Here is a 17,135-nt window from a genome sequence, read left to right on the forward strand (position 1 = left end):
TATCCCCTCAGCACATCGCCGGGTCGCCGCGAGTGGCGGTGCGCTCCGATGAGCGCCAAGCGACCCGCTCCCGAAGCGCCCGAGCCGCTGGCTCCGCTGGTCGACGCGCACACCCATCTGGATGCGTGCGGCGCGAGCGATGCCGAGTCGGTGAAGGTCGTGGTCGACCGCGCCGCCGCGGTGGGCGTCGGGCAGGTGGTGACCGTGGCCGACGATCTGGCCGCCGCGCAGTGGGCGGTGCGGGCCGCGCACTGGGACGAGCGGGTCTACGCCGCGGTCGCACTGCACCCGACCCGCGCCAACGCCCTCGACGACGCCGCCAAGACCGAACTCGAGCGGCTGGCCGCCGATCCGCGCGTGGTCGCCATCGGCGAAACCGGCCTCGACTACTACTGGCCGGGCAAACTCGACGGCTGCGCCGATATCGAGACCCAGATCGAAGGCTTCCGCTGGCATATCGACCTGGCCAAACGCACCGGCAAACCGCTGATGATCCACAATCGGGAAGCCGACCACGATCTGCTCACCGTGCTGCTGGACGAGGGCGCGCCGGACACGGTGATCTTCCACTGCTTCTCCTCGGACACGAATATGGCGCTGGCTTGCGTCGCGGAGGGGTACCTGCTCAGCTTCTCCGGGACGGTCAGCTTCAAGAACGCGCACGAGCTGCGCGAGGCCGCCAAGGTGGTGCCCGACGAGCTGGTGCTGGTGGAGACCGACGCGCCGTATCTGACGCCGCATCCGTTCCGTGGCGCGCCGAACGAGCCGTACTGCCTGCCGTACACGATGCGGGCGCTCGCCGAAGTGCGTGGTCAGGATCCCGCCGAATTAGCGGAAATCAGCACCGCGAATGCGCGCCGGGTGTACCGATTCTGACGTTTTTCGCAGCTCGAATAAAAATGTGTCCCAGATCACTTACCGGTAAAGGTTTGTGATCTACCTGCACAGTCTATATCTGATCGTAATGTGAAAAAGTGCTGCTCCACGGCGCGCTGTTGTTCCTGGGGGACGTCTTCGTTATCGTCCTGTGACCATGTCCCCTTTAGCGAGGATCAACTCGTCCCGGTCGCCGCTGTTGTACGCGGCGATCGCGGCGCTGCTGATGATTTTGATCGTCGGCGCCGTTATGGCGATCCTGAACCGCAAAACCGTCACCGTCGTCGTCGACGGCGCGAAATCGACGCAGATTTCGATGTCGCGTGATGTGCGCGGAGTGCTGAAGGACGCCGGCTACCGGATCGGTGACCGGGACAAGGTGACGCCCGCGCCCGATGCCGCCATATCCGATGGCGCCACCATCACCCTCGACCGGGGCCGGGAAATCGAGCTGACCCTCGACGGCCACACCGAACGCGTCTGGACCACCGGCCGCACCGCCGGCGCGGCATTGGAGGAATGGGGCATCGACGCCGACGCCTTCGTCCACCGCGGCCGCAGCCAGCAGCTGCCGCTGGACGGCGCCGCGCTCACCGTGGCCACCCCGCGCACCGTCTCGGTGGTCGACGGCACCGCGGGACCGAAGCAGATGCGACTGGCCGCACCCACTGTGGGTGAGCTGCTCGCCCTCGCGGGCGCCCCGCTGCGCGAGCACGACGTCGTCGAACCGTCCGCCGACACCCGGCTCACCGACGACATGCGCATCACGGTGACCCGCAAGCAGCTCGAGACCCGCACCGAGACGCTGCCGCTCGCGCCGCCGGAGAACATCATCGAAGACCCCACCATGAACATGAGCCGCACGGTGGTGGAGAACCCCGGGGCGCCCGGCGTGCACGACGTCACCTTCGAGGTGACCATGGTCAACGGCGCCGAGGTGGCGCGCCGGGAGATCGCTTCGGACGTCAAGGTGCCCGCCCAGCCGCGCACCATCCGCAAGGGCGCCAAGCCCGGCACCGAGGTGCCGCCGGTACGCAACGGCGACATCTGGGACGCGCTGGCCAAATGCGAGGCCGGCGGCAACTGGAAGATCAACACCGGCAACGGCTACTACGGCGGCATCCAGTTCGACCAGAGCACCTGGGAGCGCCAGGGCGGGCTCAAGTACGCGCCCCGCGCCGACCTCGCCACCCGCGAAGAGCAGATCGCCATCGCCGAGGTGACCCGCGCCAAGCAGGGCTGGGGCGCCTGGCCGTCCTGCACCAGTCGTCTGGGCCTGAGCTAGCCGGGTCCGGATATCGCGAGCGCCACTTCCGACGACATAGTGGCGCTCGCGGCATATCCGGGGCCGGACCGCCGAGCTCGCCGTTCATCGAAAGCTCTTGCGCCGTCGTACACTCGTCCAGATTTGTGACATGTGGGTCGGGGCAGAGGAGTAGTTCGATGAATCTGCTGCACGTGGCCGGGCGGTCGATGCTCGCCGTCGCCGTGTCGGCCGCCGCCGTGCTCGCCACCGCGCAGGGCCCGGCCTCGGCAGAGCCGCCCGGCTCGGTGATCTCGGTGACCGCGCAGCCCGAAGGCTGGCACGGGGTCAGCGGCGGTTCGGTCATCGAATACTGGATGAGCGGCTCGGACGGTACCCCGCGCCCGGCCAGCGGCGCTTTGCTGATTCCGGAGGGCACGCCCCCGCCCGGCGGCTGGCCGATCATCGCCTATGACCACGGCACCAGCGGGCTCGGCATGGGCTGCGGTGGCATGTCGACGCCGGAGACCGCGCCGTTCCCCGGAATGCAGGGCCGTCAAGATCTGCTGCTACGGCGGCTGGTCTCACAGGGCTTCGCGGTGGTGGCGCCCGACTACCTCGGTCTCGGCACTTTCGACACCGGTCCGCACCCCTACCTCGAACTGCGCACCGAGGCCACCGCCACCATCGACATGATCCGCGCGGCCCGCGCCACCCATCCCGAACTGTCGTCCACCTGGGCGGCGTTCGGCATCTCGCAGGGCGGGCAAGCGGCGCTCGGCACGGGACACCTCCAGTCCACCTACGCGCCGGAGCTGGACTTCCGCGGCACCATCGCCGTCGACCCGGAATCCGATGTGGAGAAGCTGCTGCCACTGGCCGGGCCGGATGTCCCGCCGCTGCCGCTGGTGGACGACGGATTGAGCTTCATCGTGAGCATCCTCGCCGGACTGCGCGAGGCCCGGCCCGATATCGCCGTCGACGGGTACCTCTCCCCGCTGGGCCGATCGCTGCTCGACGAGGTCGGCGACATGTGCCTGGACCGGATCATCGAGCGGGTCGACGGGCTGACCATCGGCGACCTGCTGGCCCGTCCGCTGGCCGAGGAGCCGATGCGTACCGCGCTGACCGAGTACATGGCGGTGCCGGTGCGCGGCTACGACGCGCCGATCCTGGTGCTGGCCAACGCGACCGACACGGTGGTGCCCTCGCCGCTGCACGGTGCGCTGATCGCCCAGTTGGCCGCGAACGGGGTCGATTTCCGGACCGTCATCGGAACCGGCGAGCACGGCCAGGTCGACGAACGGATGTGGGCGGCGATCGATGCGTTCCTCGCGGGGATGAAGTCCTAGTCATCGGGCGGTGGCCGTGGAGGCCTGGCCATGTGGGCCGGGTTGGCCCTGTGACCAGGCCGGTCACGGCCGGTGACCCGGGAGCAGGCCCCTGGAGTCGGCCGGGCAGACAGTGAGCTGGGCCGGTAGGTAAGCCGGCCGGGGTGGTCGAACGTGTGGGCGGCGCTCCCGCCGGGCGCGGCCCGTGTGAGCAGGGCGGGGCCCGGGAGTTGGTAGGTTCATCGGGTGTCCGATGCCGAAATCTCCGCACGCGGGAGTGCCGCGCTGCTCGGTCCCGCCGAAGTGCGGGCGCTGGCCGAACGGCTCGGCGTGCGACCGACCAAGCAGCTCGGGCAGAACTTCGTGCACGACGCGAATACGGTGCGGCGGATCGTCGCGGCGGCGGGCGTCGGGCGTGACGACACGGTGCTCGAGGTCGGGCCGGGCCTCGGTTCGCTGACGTTGGCGCTGCTCGATGTGGTCGATTCGGTGGTGGCGGTCGAGATCGATCCGGTGCTGGCGAAACACCTTCCGGTCACCGTCTCCGATCGCGCGCCGGAATTGAGCGCGAATCTCACCGTCGTCGAGGCCGATGCCCTGCGGGTGCGGGCCGCCGACCTGCCCGCCGCGCCGACCGCGCTGGTGGCGAACCTCCCGTACAACGTGGCCGTGCCGGTGCTGCTGCATCTGCTCGCCGAACTGCCGAGCATCACCACCTCGCTGGTGATGGTGCAGGCCGAGGTTGCCGATCGGTTGTCGGCGACCCCGGGCGGACGAATCTACGGCGTGCCGAGTGTGAAGGCCGGCTTCTTCGGCACGGTGCGCCGCGCGGGCGCGGTGGGGCGTCAGGTGTTCTGGCCGGTGCCGCAGGTGGAATCGGGGCTGGTGCGCATCGACCGCTTCGCCGAACCGCCGTGGCCGATGGACGCCGACCATCGCGCGAAGGTGTTCGCCGTGGTGGACGCGGCGTTCGCGCAACGCCGGAAGACGTTGCGGGCGGCGCTGTCCGGCTGGGCCGGCTCGCCGGCCGAAGCCGAACGCAGGCTCATCGCCGCCGGTATCGACCCGACTGCCCGTGGCGAGACGCTGGATACCGCGGCATTCGTCCGGTTGGCGGCGCAGGGCTGATTGCCGAGCCTGCGCGATCATCGGACGGACGGCGCGCCGGGAGTGGCCGTCGCTGTGGGCTCCCGGTCAGCGACTCGTGTCGGCGCGGCCTGCGGACGGGCTACCGGGACCGGTCGTGCTCGCAATGATGGGCGCGAACGTGACAGCAGCGGCGCGGACAGAGTGCGCGGGATTTGGGGTTGGACCACCCCGCCGGGTGGATCAGCGATGACCTCCGCTGTGATCACCAGTTGCCGGTGCCGTACTGAGAACTTCCACCGTGAATTCGGCGGTATGCACCGATCCGCCGTGCGAGAAGTCCAGGTACAACCGGTAGGCGCCTGCGCTCGGCGCCTGCGCGTGGAAGCTCACCCGCGGCCCGGGTGGTGAGGCGCCGACCTCGCCCTGCGGATGCACGTGCAAGTAGGCGAGGTCCTCGGTGCGCAGCGCGACCAGATGGGCGTAGGCGCCGAGGTACGGGTCGAGATCGGTGACCGGGACACCGTCGCGGGTGACGTCGAAACGGAGTTCGCCACCGGCGGTGGTCAGTTCACCGGTGCGCGTGACGGTGTAGCCGTCGACGGTCGTGGTGGTCGACGGCGGCGGAAGCGGTTGCAGCTGCACGGTTCCCGCGACCGGCACGGTCCGGCTGAGCACCAGGCCGGTGCTGTCGCCCGCGGTGGGCACGAAGTCGGCGAAGACCCGGTAGGTGCCGGGAGCGTCCCAGGTCCAGTCGATCGACCAGGTGCCGTCGGCAGCCATCTCGGGGTGGGCGTGCCGGTATTCGGTGGTGTCGGAACGCACCACGATCAGATGCAGCTTCTTGTCGTGCTGGGTGGTGAATTCGGTGACCGGTGCGCCGTCGGGTCCGCTGATGTGGAACCGCAGGGTACCCGCCTGGCCCGCCGCCTCCGGCGCGCTGATCTCGGACAGCGTGTAACCGGAGGCGGTGTCGGTGAGGCCGAGCGCGTGGTCGGCGGGCGCGGCGGCCTGCCGGTCCGGCGCCGGCTCGGTCCGGTCGCCCACGAGGGCGCCGATACCGAGCGCGACGCCGAACAGCAGCAGTAGCGCACCGCCGACCGCGGCGAGCTTGCGGCGATCCGACATCAGCTCGCGATCGCGTAACCGGCCTCGTCGACCGCGGCGGCGACGTCGGCGTCGGCCAGCGGCGCCGTGCTGTCGACGGAGACGCGGCCGGAGGCCAGATCGACGTCCACGCTGGTGACGCCGTCGATCTTGCCGATCTCGGTCTTCACCGAGCTCACGCAGTGCCCGCAGGTCATCCCGGTGACGGTGTAAGTGCTGGTGGCCATGTCCACTCCTTCGCTCGCGATCCATAATACGGTCTGGGGGTATCCCCGACGCCACGAACATACCCCCAAGGGGTATCAAGCGCAAGTGGTCAGGTGGCGCGGACCCAGTTGCGCGCGGCGATCTCGGCCACCTCGATCAATTCCGCCCTGGTCGCACCGTCCATGGCCGACTGCGACATTCCGAACATCACCGCGCCGACGTAGCGGGCCAGTGCGTTGGCGTTCGCGTCGGCCGGTAGCAGGCCCGCATCGATATCGTCCTGGATGCGTGCGGCGAAGGCGCGGATATTGCCGTTGCGGATATCGCGCAGCATTCCGGCGACCTCCTCGCTGGTGGTGTTGATCCCCGCGCTGGTCACCAGGCAGCCGTGTGGGCAGCCCTCACGGGTGTACTCATATGCCGCCTCGCGCAGAATCCGGGTCACCATGTCGGCCGCGGTGGGCTCCTCGGCCAGAGCGGCGGCGCTGAACCCGCCGTATCGCTCGCCGAAAGTGCGTACCACCTCGGCGAACAACGTCGCCTTGTCGCCGAACGCCGCGTACAGGCTCGGCGCGCCGATCCCCATGGCCTCCGTCAGATCGCTGATGGAGGTGGCCTCGTAACCGCGCGACCAGAACAGCAGCATCGCCTTTTCCAGCGCGGCATCGCGATCGAAGGAGCGGGGGCGTCCTCTCGGTGGCATGGGTGCGCTGACAGGGAAGACGGCAATGGTCACCGGAGGTAGCCGCGGGATCGGGCGGGCGATCGCCGAACGGCTCGGCCGCGACGGGGCACGGGTCGCGGTGCACTACAACGGAAATGAGCAGGCCGCCAAACAGGTCGTGGGCGCGATCGAGGCCGCGGGCGGATCGGCGTTCGCGATCCAGGCCGAACTCGGCGTACCAGGCGACGCGCAACAGCTGTGGGCCGCTTTCGACGCCCACGCCGATGGTGTCGACATCATCGTCAACAACGCGGGCATCGACGGCATCCGGGAACCCATCGAGGCCACCGACGAAGCTTCCTTCGACCGGGTGTTCGCGGTGAATACGAAGGCGCCGTTCTTCATCGTCAAACACGGCCTCGACCGCCTGCGCGACGGCGGCCGCATCGTCAACGTCTCCACCGGCCTCACCCATGGCGCCGCGATGCCGCAGCTCATCGCCTACACCATGACCAAGGCAGCCATCGATGCGTTCACCGCCAACCTGGCCAAACACCTCGGTCCACGAGGCATCACCGTGAACGCGGTGGCGCCGGGCGTCATCGACACCGATATGAACGCCGGCTGGCTGCACGATGCCGCGGCGCAGGAACAGGTCGCGCAGATGTCGCCGCTGCGCCGAGTCGGGCAGGCCGCCGACGTGGCCGATGTCGTCGGATTCCTGGCCTCCGGCGATTCGCGGTGGGTGACCGGTCAGTGGATCGACGCCACCGGAGGCGCACTGCTCTAGGCGCTGCCCGCCCGGCCTTCGACGCGCGCGCCTGTCGGAGCGACCCGTTACGCTTGGGCCTCGTGCTGTCCGTTGTGCCGAGCCCCGTCACCGTGCGTGCGCCGTCGAAGGTGAACCTCCATCTCGGAGTCGGTGACCTGCGCCCGGACGGATACCACGATCTCACCACCGTGTTCCAGGCGCTGTCGCTCAGTGACGATCTGGAAATCGCGCCCTCGGCCTCGCTGACGGTGCGGGTCACCGGCGAGGGCGCGGGCGAGGTGCCCACCGACCGCACCAATCTGGTGTGGAAGGCGGCCGTGCGGCTGGCCCATCTGGCCGGGCGGGCGCCGCTGGTGGAGATCTCGATCAGCAAGGGCATCCCGGTGGCGGGCGGAATGGCCGGTGGCAGTGCCGATGCCGCCGCCACCCTGGTCGGGTTGAACGAACTGTGGGATCTGGGCCTGTCCCGCGAGGAGCTCACCGCGGTGGCCGCCGAACTCGGCAGCGACGTCCCGTTCTCGCTGCACGGCGGGACCGCGCTCGGCACCGGACGCGGTGAGCGGCTGCTGCCGGTGTTGTCGCGCAACACCTTCCACTGGGTGATCGCGCTCGCCAAGGGCGGGCTGTCCACCCCGGCGGTCTACCACGAGCTGGATCGACTGCGTGAAATCGGCGAACCGCCCCGGCTGGGCCCGCCGCAGGAACTCATGCAGGCCTTGGCGTCCGGCGATCCGCGACAGCTCGCCCCGCTGCTCGGCAACGACCTCCAGGCGGCGGCGGTGTCGTTGAAACCCGAGCTGCGCCGGACCCTGCGCGCCGGGGTGAGCGCGGGCGCGCTGGCCGGGCTGGTTTCCGGTTCCGGACCCACGTGCGCGTTCCTGTGCGAATCGGAAGAGTCCGCCGTCGCGGTGGCCGCCGAACTGGCCGGTGCCGGAGTGAGCCGCAGCGTGCGCACGGCGACCGGCCCGGTCCCCGGCGCGCGGGTGGTGGGCGGCGAGGGGCCGCATCCGCAGCCGAGGCGCGAAGGCGGCAAAATCGGCTGATCCGCCACGTGACAGAGCAGCCGATTGCCGGCCGGTGGCGGGCGAAGCCCACTCGGTACCCTTGCTCGAGGGCAGGCGAGTCGACCGGCCTCCACGGGGGTGGATCCCACAACGCCCGGTAAGGCACGGAAAGGTTTCATGTCCAACCTGATCAACCTCGAACAGGTCAGCAAGAGCTTCGGTATCAAACCGCTGCTCGATGACGTCTCCCTCGGCGTGCACGCGGGCGAGCGCATCGGCGTCGTCGGCCTCAACGGCGGCGGCAAAACCACCCTGCTCGAGGTGCTGACCGGCATCGAGGAACCCGACAGCGGCCGCGTCAGCCGGGTCGGTGGATTGCGCATGGCCGTGGTCACCCAGCGCGGTGTACTGCCCGAGGGCGCCACCGTCGGCTCGGTGGTGCTGGCCGGGTTGGCCGACGACGCCATGACCGATTCGGTCGCCGAACACGAATGGGCCGCCAACCCGCGCATCCGTTCGGTGATGGAGGGCATCGGCATCGCCGGGCTCGGCCTCGACACCTCGGTCACCAACCTCTCCGGTGGGGAACGCCGCCGCGTCGCGTTGGCCGCCGCGCTGGTGCGCGACCTGGATCTGCTGGTGCTCGATGAACCCACCAACCACCTCGACGTGGAGGGCGTGCGCTGGCTGGCCGACCATCTGCTGGCCCGCCGCAGCGCCCTGGTCGTGGTCACCCACGATCGCTGGTTCCTCGACACCGTCGCCACCCAGACCTGGGAGGTCGTCGGCGGCAAGGTGGAAAGCTACGAGGGCGGCTACGGCGACTGGATCTTCGCCCGCGCCGAACGCGCCAGGCAGGCCGACGCCACCGAAGCGCGCCGGCGCAATCTCGCCCGCAAGGAGCTGGCCTGGCTGCGGCGCGGCCCGCAGGCCCGCACCTCCAAGCCGCGCTACCGGGTGGAGGCGGCCGAGGCGCTGATCGCCGATGTGCCGCCGCCGCGCGACAGTGTGTCGCTGAGCGCTTTCGCCCGTAAACGGCTGGGCCGCGTCGTCATCGAACTCGAGGACACCACCCTCACCACCCCCGACGGACGCGAACTGGTCCGCGATCTGACCTGGCGGCTCGCGCCGGGCGAACGGGTCGGTCTGGTCGGCGTGAACGGCTCCGGCAAGACCACCCTGCTGCGCGCCCTCGCCGGTGACGCGGAACTCGCCGCGGGCAAGCGGATTCAGGGCCAGACCGTGCAGATCGGCTGGCTGCGGCAGGAACTCGACGACCTGCCGACCGATATGCGGGTGCTGGAAGCCGTGCAGCAGATCGCCATGCGGATCATGCTCGGCGACAAGGAGATATCGGCCGGTCAGCTGGCCGAGCGGCTCGGTTTCACCCCGGCACGGCAGCGCACTCCGGTCGGCGATCTGTCCGGTGGTGAGCGCCGCAGGCTGCAACTGACCCGGATCCTGATGTCGGAACCGAACGTGCTGCTGCTCGACGAGCCGACCAACGACCTCGACATCGACACCCTCCAACAGCTGGAGGACCTGCTCGACAACTGGGCCGGAACGCTGGTGGTGATCAGCCACGACCGGTACCTGATCGAGCGCATCTGTGATTCCACCTGGGCGCTGTTCGGTGACGGCAAACTCACCAACCTGCCCGGCGGGATCGAGGAGTACCTGACCCGGCGCGAAGCTCAGCAGGGTCGCGCGAGCGCGGCGAAGCCCGCGTCCACGGGTGCGAGTGCCCCCGTCACCGATTCGGCCGCCTACCGCGCCGCGCGTAAGGAGCTGGCCAAGCTGGAACGCACCATCGACAAGCTCGCCGAGCGCGAGCAGAAGCTGCACGCCGCACTGGCCGACGCTGCCACCGACCCGGACAAGCTGGTCACTCTGGGTGCGGAGCTGAAACAAGTCCTCGCGGACAAGGAGTCGGCCGAGGAGCGCTGGCTGGAATTGGCCGACGACGCCTGAGCCGTCGGTGCCGGCGTACGGCGCCGGACACAGTGGATTCTCGCCCACCTCGGAGCGACAAGGCCCGGACATTGTCGCTCCGAGGTGGGCGAAAAGTATCTATCCGGCGCGGCTCATGGCGGCTGCGTCAGCTCGTCTCGGCCGCCGGCCCCTCGTGCAGCACCACTGGCAGGCAGGTCTGCACGAACTCCGTGCCGAACCCGGTGAGGATGATGCTGCGGTAGGACACCTTGGTGCCGAAGCCCGAGCGCTTGAGCAGTTCCCGCACCGGTGATTGCGCCTCGAGCAGCTGGTAGCGGTTCGGGTTGTCGACCGGTTCCTTGGCGAGTTCGATCAGGCCGAGTCTGCGCAGGTTGGTCAGATAGTGCTGGATGCGGTTGGGGAATCGCAGCCCGGCGTGCTCGCCGAGCAGGGTGAGACCCGATTCCTGGCGCAGCCCGAGCCGTTCGGCGCCGAGGCGGCTCAGCCGGCCGCCGTGCACCTCGATGGACGGCTGTGGACCGTCGGTGCGCAAGTAGCGCAGGATGCGGGCCTCGTCGGGAGTGATCTCGGCGAGGATATTCGCGAACGCGGGATGCCCCTCGTCGCCGGCGTGGGTGCTGGCCGACAGCCGCAACAGCGCGGCGCCCTGTTCACGCAGGGTGGGCGCACTGGGCGAGCGCCGGGGTTGTTCTGTCTCGGAAAGTCCGAGCGCGCGCCGCAGCGCGGCCCGCACCTCGGCCTCGGCTTCGGCGCGGATCTCGGCGGGCGGCACCCCGGCGGCGCTGCGCCGGACCACCGTCCCGGTCACGTCGAGAACGGTGCCGACGCCCCAGCCCGCGGCGCCCGCGACGGTCGACAACGCCACCCGCACCACCCCGCTGGCCGTGCGCACGGTGACGATCGGACGGCGAAGGGGGTTGGCCCGCACGGCAGGCAGCTTGGCCTCTGTTCCGTACTCGAACAGGTGCGCGACCTCGGTGGATGCGGTGACCGGCTCGTCGGCACCGCCGGAATCCGAGGACGCCGCCGATGCCGCTGAGCCGGTTACATCCATGTAGTCGCCACTCCCGTTCCGAAGACCAGAATGTGAGCGTAACCGGCGAAGAGCCCGAGCACACCGCCATGGACGAAAAGCAACCATTCGTCCTGTTTGATGGCCGATCGCAGCATTTCCACGAAGTCGTTGGGCGAGAGCACCGACATTTGTTTGGCGATGTAGTCGTTGATCTGCTTGCCCTGCCGGATGTTGAAGTCCGGGTCGGCGAAGGCGATCGGGGCGATGGCCATGGCCTCGCTGGTGATCGTCGATTGCAGGGCGTCGTACTCGCGGCTGCCGAGCACGAACTTGACCGCGCTGCGGGCCGGGCCGAGCGCGCGGTCGGCGGCCGGGCGCAGAGTGTCCTCGAGCATCTGCATGGTGCGGTCCGAGCGCGGGCCGTTCAGCAGCTCGTCACCGATATTGGCCACCGTCACCACCTGACCGGACACCAATTCGGCGTAACCGGCGGTGATTTCGGGCTGCCGTTTGATCAGTAGCCCTTGACGCCACGGGCACCACCATTTCGGCTCCGCGGGGGCGAAGATCATGTTGATGCCGACCCAGTTCACCACCCAGCCGATGATCACGCCGCCGATCGGCAGCACCGCGAGCGTCGGCCATCCGGTCAGGTGCAGCACCGCGACGAGGACCGCGCCCATCGGGGCGCCGAAGTAGAAGCCGAAATTCTGCATGAATCGCAGTTCCTTGGCACCGAGCACCTGGAACAGCTGGTTGAGCAATTGTGGACGGGCCTGGAAATAGCGGATGACCATTTGCTTGACGTCGAGCAACTGATCGATGTTCTCGCCGAGTTCCACGGTGAGCTGGCGCAGAATGTCGGGCAGTTGGGCGCGGACCCGGTCGTGCACCATCTCGCGCACCTGGCTGGGCAGGTTGTACCAGAGCTGGGGATGTTCGCGGCGCAGGATTTCCTCGACGATATCGCGGATCTGATCGTCGGCGATGCTGGCCAGATGTTCGGCGAGCGCATCGGGTTCGAGTTCGCGATAGAAATCGGCGACGCTGCCGAGCTTCGACAAACCTTTGTCCACGGCGATGCTGGCCATTTTGTCCGCGCGCGAGGGCACGATTCCCTGCCAGCCCATGCGGCCGTCGTAGCTGAGTAGCGGCAGCACCTGAATTCGCTTGGGCAGGAATGGATACAGCGCGCGCAGGCCCGGAACGTGAATCCCGTGGAATGCGATCGGCCGGAACAACATCAGGACACCGGTCCAGTTGGTGATGTAGCCGATGACGCCAGTGAAAAGGGGAATGGTCACAAGCTCGAGGAGGATCGTCGGGTGAACCCCGAACACACTCTCTAACACGACACCCTCCTGCCGATACCCGGTGATCGCCGCCTCACCGGCACCTCAAATTAGCACCCCGTCGGCAGCAGGACCCTATGTGACGTGCGGCTCCGACTCCAAGCGCGAGTGCCACGCACCACAGGTAGTGTCTGAGACGTTTACCACAGTGCCCTCCTGTGATGTCGTGGTTCTACGCGGGGGTGGGGACAATGACCACCACCACATCTGATCGTGACTGGTGGGCAATAATCTGTGAGCGGAATCGTTCACCTGGCGATACATCGGAGTAGACGTGGCAGACGAAAGGACCGGACAGGACGTGGCCCGGGCCGGTTCCCGTGCTGTGGAACGCAGCTCGGATGTCGAACAGCGGCAGATCAGCAATGAGGCGCGGCTGATCCGCGGGGTGTTCCGGGCCGCGGGGCTGGCGGCGGGCACGGTGGTGCGAGGCGGCCAGTGGGCGGTAGAGACCTCCTATGAGATGACCCGCGAGATCACCCAGGCCGCGCTCGACGGCGAGTCCTCCGCCGAGATCGCCGAGCGCACAGGGAACGCGCTGCGCTCGATCGCGCGCAGTGCGCTCGGGGTCACCGAGGGGTCGGTGCGCGAGATCGTCAGCTATGTGCCGAGTCCGCAGAGCGGCGCCGGTCAGCAGGCCATCGGGGTCGGTTCGTATCTGCGCTCGGCCACCGTCGAGGAGCTGCGCAGGCGCGGTGACGCGCTGCTGGCCCGGTCGGCCGATGTGTATTTCACCGAAGAGGTGCACCCCGCCTACGACCGCATTCTCGACGAACTGGCCCCCGACGAGGCGCGCATCCTGCGTTTCATGGCGCTCAACGGCCCGCAGCCCTCGGTCGACGTGCGCACCAATCGCCCGCTGGGAATCGGCTCGGAGCTGGTGTCCGGTGATCTGACCTCGGTGCCCGAACAGGCCGGCGTGCGCTACCCGGACCGGGCCCGTTCGTATCTGATCAACCTCAACCGGCTCGGCCTGACGCTGACCTCCGACGATCCGGTGGTGCTGAGCCGCTACATGGTGCTCGAGGTGCAGCCGGTGGTGGAGGCGGCGCTGAAGAAGGCGGGCCGCGCGCCCAAGATCGTGCGCAAGAGCCTTCGACTGACCGAATTCGGCGAGGATTTCTGCCGCACCTGCTTCACCATCGGTAGCTGATCGAACCGCCGCCGCGTATTCGCTGGGTGATAGCGATCTGATACAGATCTCGTTAATTGTTCGGTATGCCCGGTTCCGGGTGGGATCGTTGAGGTATGGACCAGGACGAGGAGCGTAGGGACTCCGAGTCGGGCGCAGAGCGGGAACCGGTCGGCCGGGTTCTGTTCGGACGGATGCCGGGGTCGATTCCGGTACCCGAGAGCGGTGCGCGCGACGACGTGTCCGAGATCTGCCGTTTGAAATACCGCTATCTGCGCACGCTGGACACCAAGCAGTGGGACGAATTCGCCGACACCATGGTCGCCGAGGCGACGGCCACCTACAGCGAGTACCTGCAATTCGAGTCCCGCGAGGCGTTCATCGCGTTCATGCGCAATACGCTCGGGCCGCACGTCATCACCGAACACCGCTGCGATCATCCCGAGATCGATATCGACGGCGACACCGCCACCGGCACCTGGTACCTGGCCGATACGGTGCTCATTCCCGAGCACAACATGCTGCTGCGCGGCGCGGCGTTCTACTCCGACCGCTATATCCGCTGCGACGACGGCCGCTGGCGGATCTCGCACACCGGCTACGAACGCACCTATGAAGTAGTGCTCTCGCTCAGCGATCTGCCCAGCCTGCGCCTGACCTCGAGCCGGTGGGGACTGATCGCCAGGGATTCCGGGCTCGAATCGGTGGAACGCGAGCCGGAGGCGGGCTGAACCGTCCCGGCGCACGGTTGACCAGCTCCGACACGGTGACCCGCCCGGCTCAGGGCCGAGCCGTCCGGCTCAGGGCCGAGCCGTCCGGCTCAGTCGGCAGTGGCGACGAGCGGTTCCAGGGTCAGCCCCGGATGCTCCTTCTCGATGTACTGCAACCGCCATTTATCGCTGAACAGCGCGAGCAGCACGCCGTCGCTGCGGGTGAACACCTCGACCCCGCGCTGGCGGCCGAGTTCCTCGGCGGAGGCGGCGTCGGTGCGCCGGGCCAGCGTGTAGGGCAGATGATCCATCTGCGTCTCGACGTTGTATTCGGCCTGCATCCGGGCGGTGACCACCTCGAACTGCATCGGCCCGACCGCCGCGAGCACGGGGGAGGCGTCACCGCGCGCGTCGTTGCGCAGCACCTGCACGACACCTTCGGAGTCGAGCTGGTCGATGGCCTTGCGGAACTGCTTGTACTTGCCGGCGCTCTGGGCCCGCAGCACCGCGAAATGCTCCGGCGCGAAGGACGGGATCGGCGGGAACTCCACCTTCTTGTCGACGAACAAGGTGTGTCCGGGTGCCAACGCCGTCGCGTTCACCAGGCCGACCACATCGCCGGGATAGGCGGTGTCGACGGTCGCGCGCTCGCGTCCGAACACCGTCAGCGCGTACTTGGTCGCGAACGGCCGCCCGGTCTGCGCGTGCGTCACGACCATGCCGCGCTCGAACTCGCCCGACACGATCCGCATGAACGCCAGCCGGTCCCGGTGCGCGGTATCCATCCCCGCCTGCACCTTGAACACCACCGCGCTGAACGGATCGGTGGTCTCCCGCACGCCGCCGTCGACGTCGCGGCGCCCGGCCGGCGCCGGAGCCAGCGCGACCAGCGTCTCCAGCAGCTGGCGCACCCCGAAGTTCAGCATCGCCGAGGCGTAGATGACCGGTGAGGTCTGCCCCGCCAGGAACAGTTCCTGATCGTGGTCCTGACCGGTGGCCGAGAGCAGTTCGCTCTCCTCGGCCGCGGTCTCCCACGCCTCACCTTCGCGGGCCTGCGCCTGCTCCGGGGTCAGCGATTCCTCCGGCGCGATGGTCGCGCCGCCGGCGGTGCGGGTGAAGTGGATGTATTCGACCGCCTCGCCGTCCTTGCCGCGCCGCAGCAGGCCACGGAAGTCGCCGGCGATGCCGACCGGAAGGAACAGCGGGGTCGGGGTCAGGCCGATCCGCTCGTCGATCTCGTCGAGCAGCTCCAGCGGCGCGCGGCCCGGCCGGTCCCATTTGTTGATGACGGTGATGACCGGAATACCGCGGTGGCGGCAGACCTGGAACAGCTTCAGCGTCTGCGGCTCCAGGCCCTTGGCGGCGTCGATCAGCATGACCGCGGCGTCCACGGCGGTGAGCACGCGATAGGTGTCCTCGGAGAAATCCGAGTGGCCGGGGGTGTCGACCAGGTTGATCACATTGTCGATATCGGAGCCCGCGGCGCGATAGTTGAACTGCAACGCGGTCGAACTGACCGAGATGCCACGCGCCTTCTCCATCTCCATCCAGTCCGACACCGTGGACTTGCGCCCCGCCTTACCGTGGATGGCGCCCGCCTCGGAGATCATCTTGGCGTGCAGCGCCAGCGCCTCGGTGAGCGTCGACTTACCGGCGTCCGGATGGGAGATGACGGCGAAGGTCCGCCGCCTCGACACCTCGGCGGGCAGCCCGCGTGAACCGGACGAGACAGCGCCGTCAGTGGAGGCGGTCAACAGCGGCAACCTTTCGGGGGAATAGGAGAATATGGCAACCGGTCCAGGGTACTGGACCGAAACGAACCCGAGTCATCGCGGCGCTGACCACCCGATTCCAGGTCGCCGCCGCCATTGCGCTATGGTATTCAGGTTGTCTCGGCGAGGGTGACCGCAGACTTTTTGCGACACCGTGATCGACGCGGCTCGGCTTCCGGCCGTCCTCGTTGTTGTCTTCGCCCGACGAGCAGACCAACCGAGCCAGGGCTCCCACGTTCCCTGGCACCACCGTTGACCAGCCCGGAAGAGCCGTAGGAGTAGATCAGGTCATGTCCGACGCCAACCTTCTCGAAGCCGCAGTCCGCACCGAGTTCGGCAAGGGCGCGGCCCGCCGCACCCGTCGTGACGGCAACGTCCCCGCCGTCCTGTACGGCCACCAGTCCGATCCCCAGCACCTGGCGCTCAACGCCAAGGCGTTCGCGGCGATCCTGCGTGAGCACGGCACCAACGCGGTGCTCAACCTCGTCATCGACGGCAAGAAGCAGCTGGCGCTGACCAAGTCGGTCGTCGTGCACCCGATCCGCCGCTACATCGAGCACGCCGACCTGCTCGTCATCAAGAAGGGCGAGAAGGTCACCGCCGACGTCACCATCACCATCGTCGGTGACGCCGCCCCCGGCACCCTGGTCACCCAGGACGCCACCACCGTCTCCATCGAGGCCGACGCGATGAACATCCCCGAGACCATCGAGGTCTCGGTCGAGGACGTCGAGGCCGGCACCCAGATCAACGCCTCCGACCTGCAGCTGCCCGAGGGCGTCGGCCTGGCCGTCGACCCGGACACGCTGATCGTCAACGTCATCGCCGCGCCGGCCGCCGCTGCCGAGACCGAGGGTGAGGGCGAAGCCGAGGCCGAGGGCGAGAGCGCCGAATAAGACTCGCGCATCGGT

At 68.6% G+C, this 17,135-nt stretch carries 16 protein-coding genes; 10 read left to right on the plus strand and 6 right to left on the minus strand.

Features of this window, described 5'->3' with window-relative positions:
• Positions 1 to 48 precede the first annotated feature (48 nt).
• From FEK34_RS22625 to rsmA, 4 genes are all read left to right on the plus strand, one after another.
• Positions 49 to 876 (plus strand): TatD family hydrolase, encoded by an 828-nt coding sequence (locus tag FEK34_RS22625; RefSeq protein WP_138450762.1) that lies wholly within the window; start codon positions 49 to 51, stop codon positions 874 to 876.
• Positions 877 to 1,033: 157 nt separating this feature from the next.
• Complete coding sequence (locus FEK34_RS22630) at positions 1,034 to 2,161, plus strand: resuscitation-promoting factor (RefSeq protein ID WP_138450764.1); 1,128 nt, start codon at positions 1,034 to 1,036, stop codon at positions 2,159 to 2,161.
• 158 nt (positions 2,162 to 2,319) lie between these two features.
• Positions 2,320 to 3,471 (plus strand): alpha/beta fold hydrolase, encoded by a 1,152-nt coding sequence (locus tag FEK34_RS22635; protein WP_138450766.1) that lies wholly within the window; start codon positions 2,320 to 2,322, stop codon positions 3,469 to 3,471.
• Positions 3,472 to 3,696: 225 nt separating this feature from the next.
• Positions 3,697 to 4,578, plus strand: a complete 882-nt coding sequence (gene rsmA / locus FEK34_RS22640; protein WP_138450768.1) for a 16S rRNA (adenine(1518)-N(6)/adenine(1519)-N(6))-dimethyltransferase RsmA — start codon at positions 3,697 to 3,699, stop codon at positions 4,576 to 4,578.
• 201 nt (positions 4,579 to 4,779) lie between these two features.
• On the opposite strand, the gene FEK34_RS22645 is transcribed toward rsmA, so the two are convergent.
• The 3 genes from FEK34_RS22645 to FEK34_RS22655 form a co-directional block, all read right to left on the minus strand.
• Positions 4,780 to 5,664 (minus strand): hypothetical protein, encoded by an 885-nt coding sequence (locus tag FEK34_RS22645; protein ID WP_138450770.1) that lies wholly within the window; start codon positions 5,662 to 5,664, stop codon positions 4,780 to 4,782.
• Entirely contained in the window at positions 5,664 to 5,870 is a 207-nt protein-coding gene (locus FEK34_RS22650) for a heavy-metal-associated domain-containing protein (protein WP_138450772.1), read from the minus strand. The genes FEK34_RS22645 and FEK34_RS22650 overlap by 1 nt, the downstream gene beginning before the upstream one ends.
• 89 nt (positions 5,871 to 5,959) lie before the next feature.
• A complete protein-coding gene (locus FEK34_RS22655) occupies positions 5,960 to 6,553 on the minus strand; it encodes a TetR/AcrR family transcriptional regulator (RefSeq protein ID WP_138450774.1) in 594 nt (197 codons plus the stop codon).
• Here FEK34_RS22655 and FEK34_RS22660 point away from each other — a divergent pair.
• The 3 genes from FEK34_RS22660 (at position 6,552) to FEK34_RS22670 (ending at position 10,261) form a co-directional block, all read left to right on the plus strand.
• Positions 6,552 to 7,304: an SDR family oxidoreductase gene (locus FEK34_RS22660; protein WP_138450777.1), complete on the plus strand. Its 753-nt coding sequence runs from the start codon at positions 6,552 to 6,554 to the stop codon at positions 7,302 to 7,304. The genes FEK34_RS22655 and FEK34_RS22660 overlap by 2 nt on opposite strands.
• 62 nt (positions 7,305 to 7,366) lie before the next feature.
• Positions 7,367 to 8,329 carry a 4-(cytidine 5'-diphospho)-2-C-methyl-D-erythritol kinase gene (locus FEK34_RS22665; RefSeq protein ID WP_138450779.1) on the plus strand — a complete coding sequence of 321 codons (963 nt, stop codon included), beginning with the start codon at positions 7,367 to 7,369 and terminating at the stop codon, positions 8,327 to 8,329.
• 138 nt (positions 8,330 to 8,467) lie between these two features.
• Complete coding sequence (locus FEK34_RS22670) at positions 8,468 to 10,261, plus strand: ABC-F family ATP-binding cassette domain-containing protein (protein WP_138450781.1); 1,794 nt, start codon at positions 8,468 to 8,470, stop codon at positions 10,259 to 10,261.
• 127 nt (positions 10,262 to 10,388) lie between these two features.
• Here FEK34_RS22670 and FEK34_RS22675 read toward each other — a convergent pair whose 3' ends face one another.
• Both FEK34_RS22675 and FEK34_RS22680 read right to left on the minus strand, forming a co-directional pair.
• A complete protein-coding gene (locus tag FEK34_RS22675) occupies positions 10,389 to 11,297 on the minus strand; it encodes an Abi-alpha family protein (RefSeq protein ID WP_138450783.1) in 909 nt (302 codons plus the stop codon).
• Positions 11,288 to 12,562 (minus strand): hypothetical protein, encoded by a 1,275-nt coding sequence (locus tag FEK34_RS22680; protein ID WP_249359502.1) that lies wholly within the window; start codon positions 12,560 to 12,562, stop codon positions 11,288 to 11,290. Before FEK34_RS22680 ends, FEK34_RS22675 begins: the two co-directional genes overlap by 10 nt.
• Positions 12,563 to 12,884: 322 nt before the next feature.
• On the opposite strand from FEK34_RS22680, the gene FEK34_RS30955 reads away from it, so the two are divergent.
• Positions 12,885 to 13,763 (plus strand): Abi-alpha family protein, encoded by an 879-nt coding sequence (locus FEK34_RS30955; protein ID WP_138450787.1) that lies wholly within the window; start codon positions 12,885 to 12,887, stop codon positions 13,761 to 13,763.
• A 173-nt stretch (positions 13,764 to 13,936) separates the two neighbouring features.
• Positions 13,937 to 14,473, plus strand: a complete 537-nt coding sequence (locus tag FEK34_RS22690; RefSeq protein ID WP_138450955.1) for a nuclear transport factor 2 family protein — start codon at positions 13,937 to 13,939, stop codon at positions 14,471 to 14,473.
• Between the two features lie 89 nt (positions 14,474 to 14,562).
• Here the strand turns inward: FEK34_RS22690 and FEK34_RS22695 are convergent, their stop codons facing one another.
• Positions 14,563 to 16,209 (minus strand): peptide chain release factor 3, encoded by a 1,647-nt coding sequence (locus tag FEK34_RS22695; protein ID WP_432760981.1) that lies wholly within the window; start codon positions 16,207 to 16,209, stop codon positions 14,563 to 14,565.
• A 305-nt stretch (positions 16,210 to 16,514) separates the two neighbouring features.
• Between FEK34_RS22695 and FEK34_RS22700 the strand changes: the two genes are divergently transcribed.
• The gene (locus FEK34_RS22700; protein ID WP_138450791.1) at positions 16,515 to 17,120 is read left to right on the plus strand and encodes a 50S ribosomal protein L25/general stress protein Ctc; all 606 of its coding nucleotides are present in this window, start codon (positions 16,515 to 16,517) and stop codon (positions 17,118 to 17,120) included.
• Positions 17,121 to 17,135: the final 15 nt, after the last annotated feature.

The organism is Nocardia cyriacigeorgica (assembly GCF_005863245.1).
Lineage (GTDB): Bacteria > Actinomycetota > Actinomycetes > Mycobacteriales > Mycobacteriaceae > Nocardia > Nocardia cyriacigeorgica_C.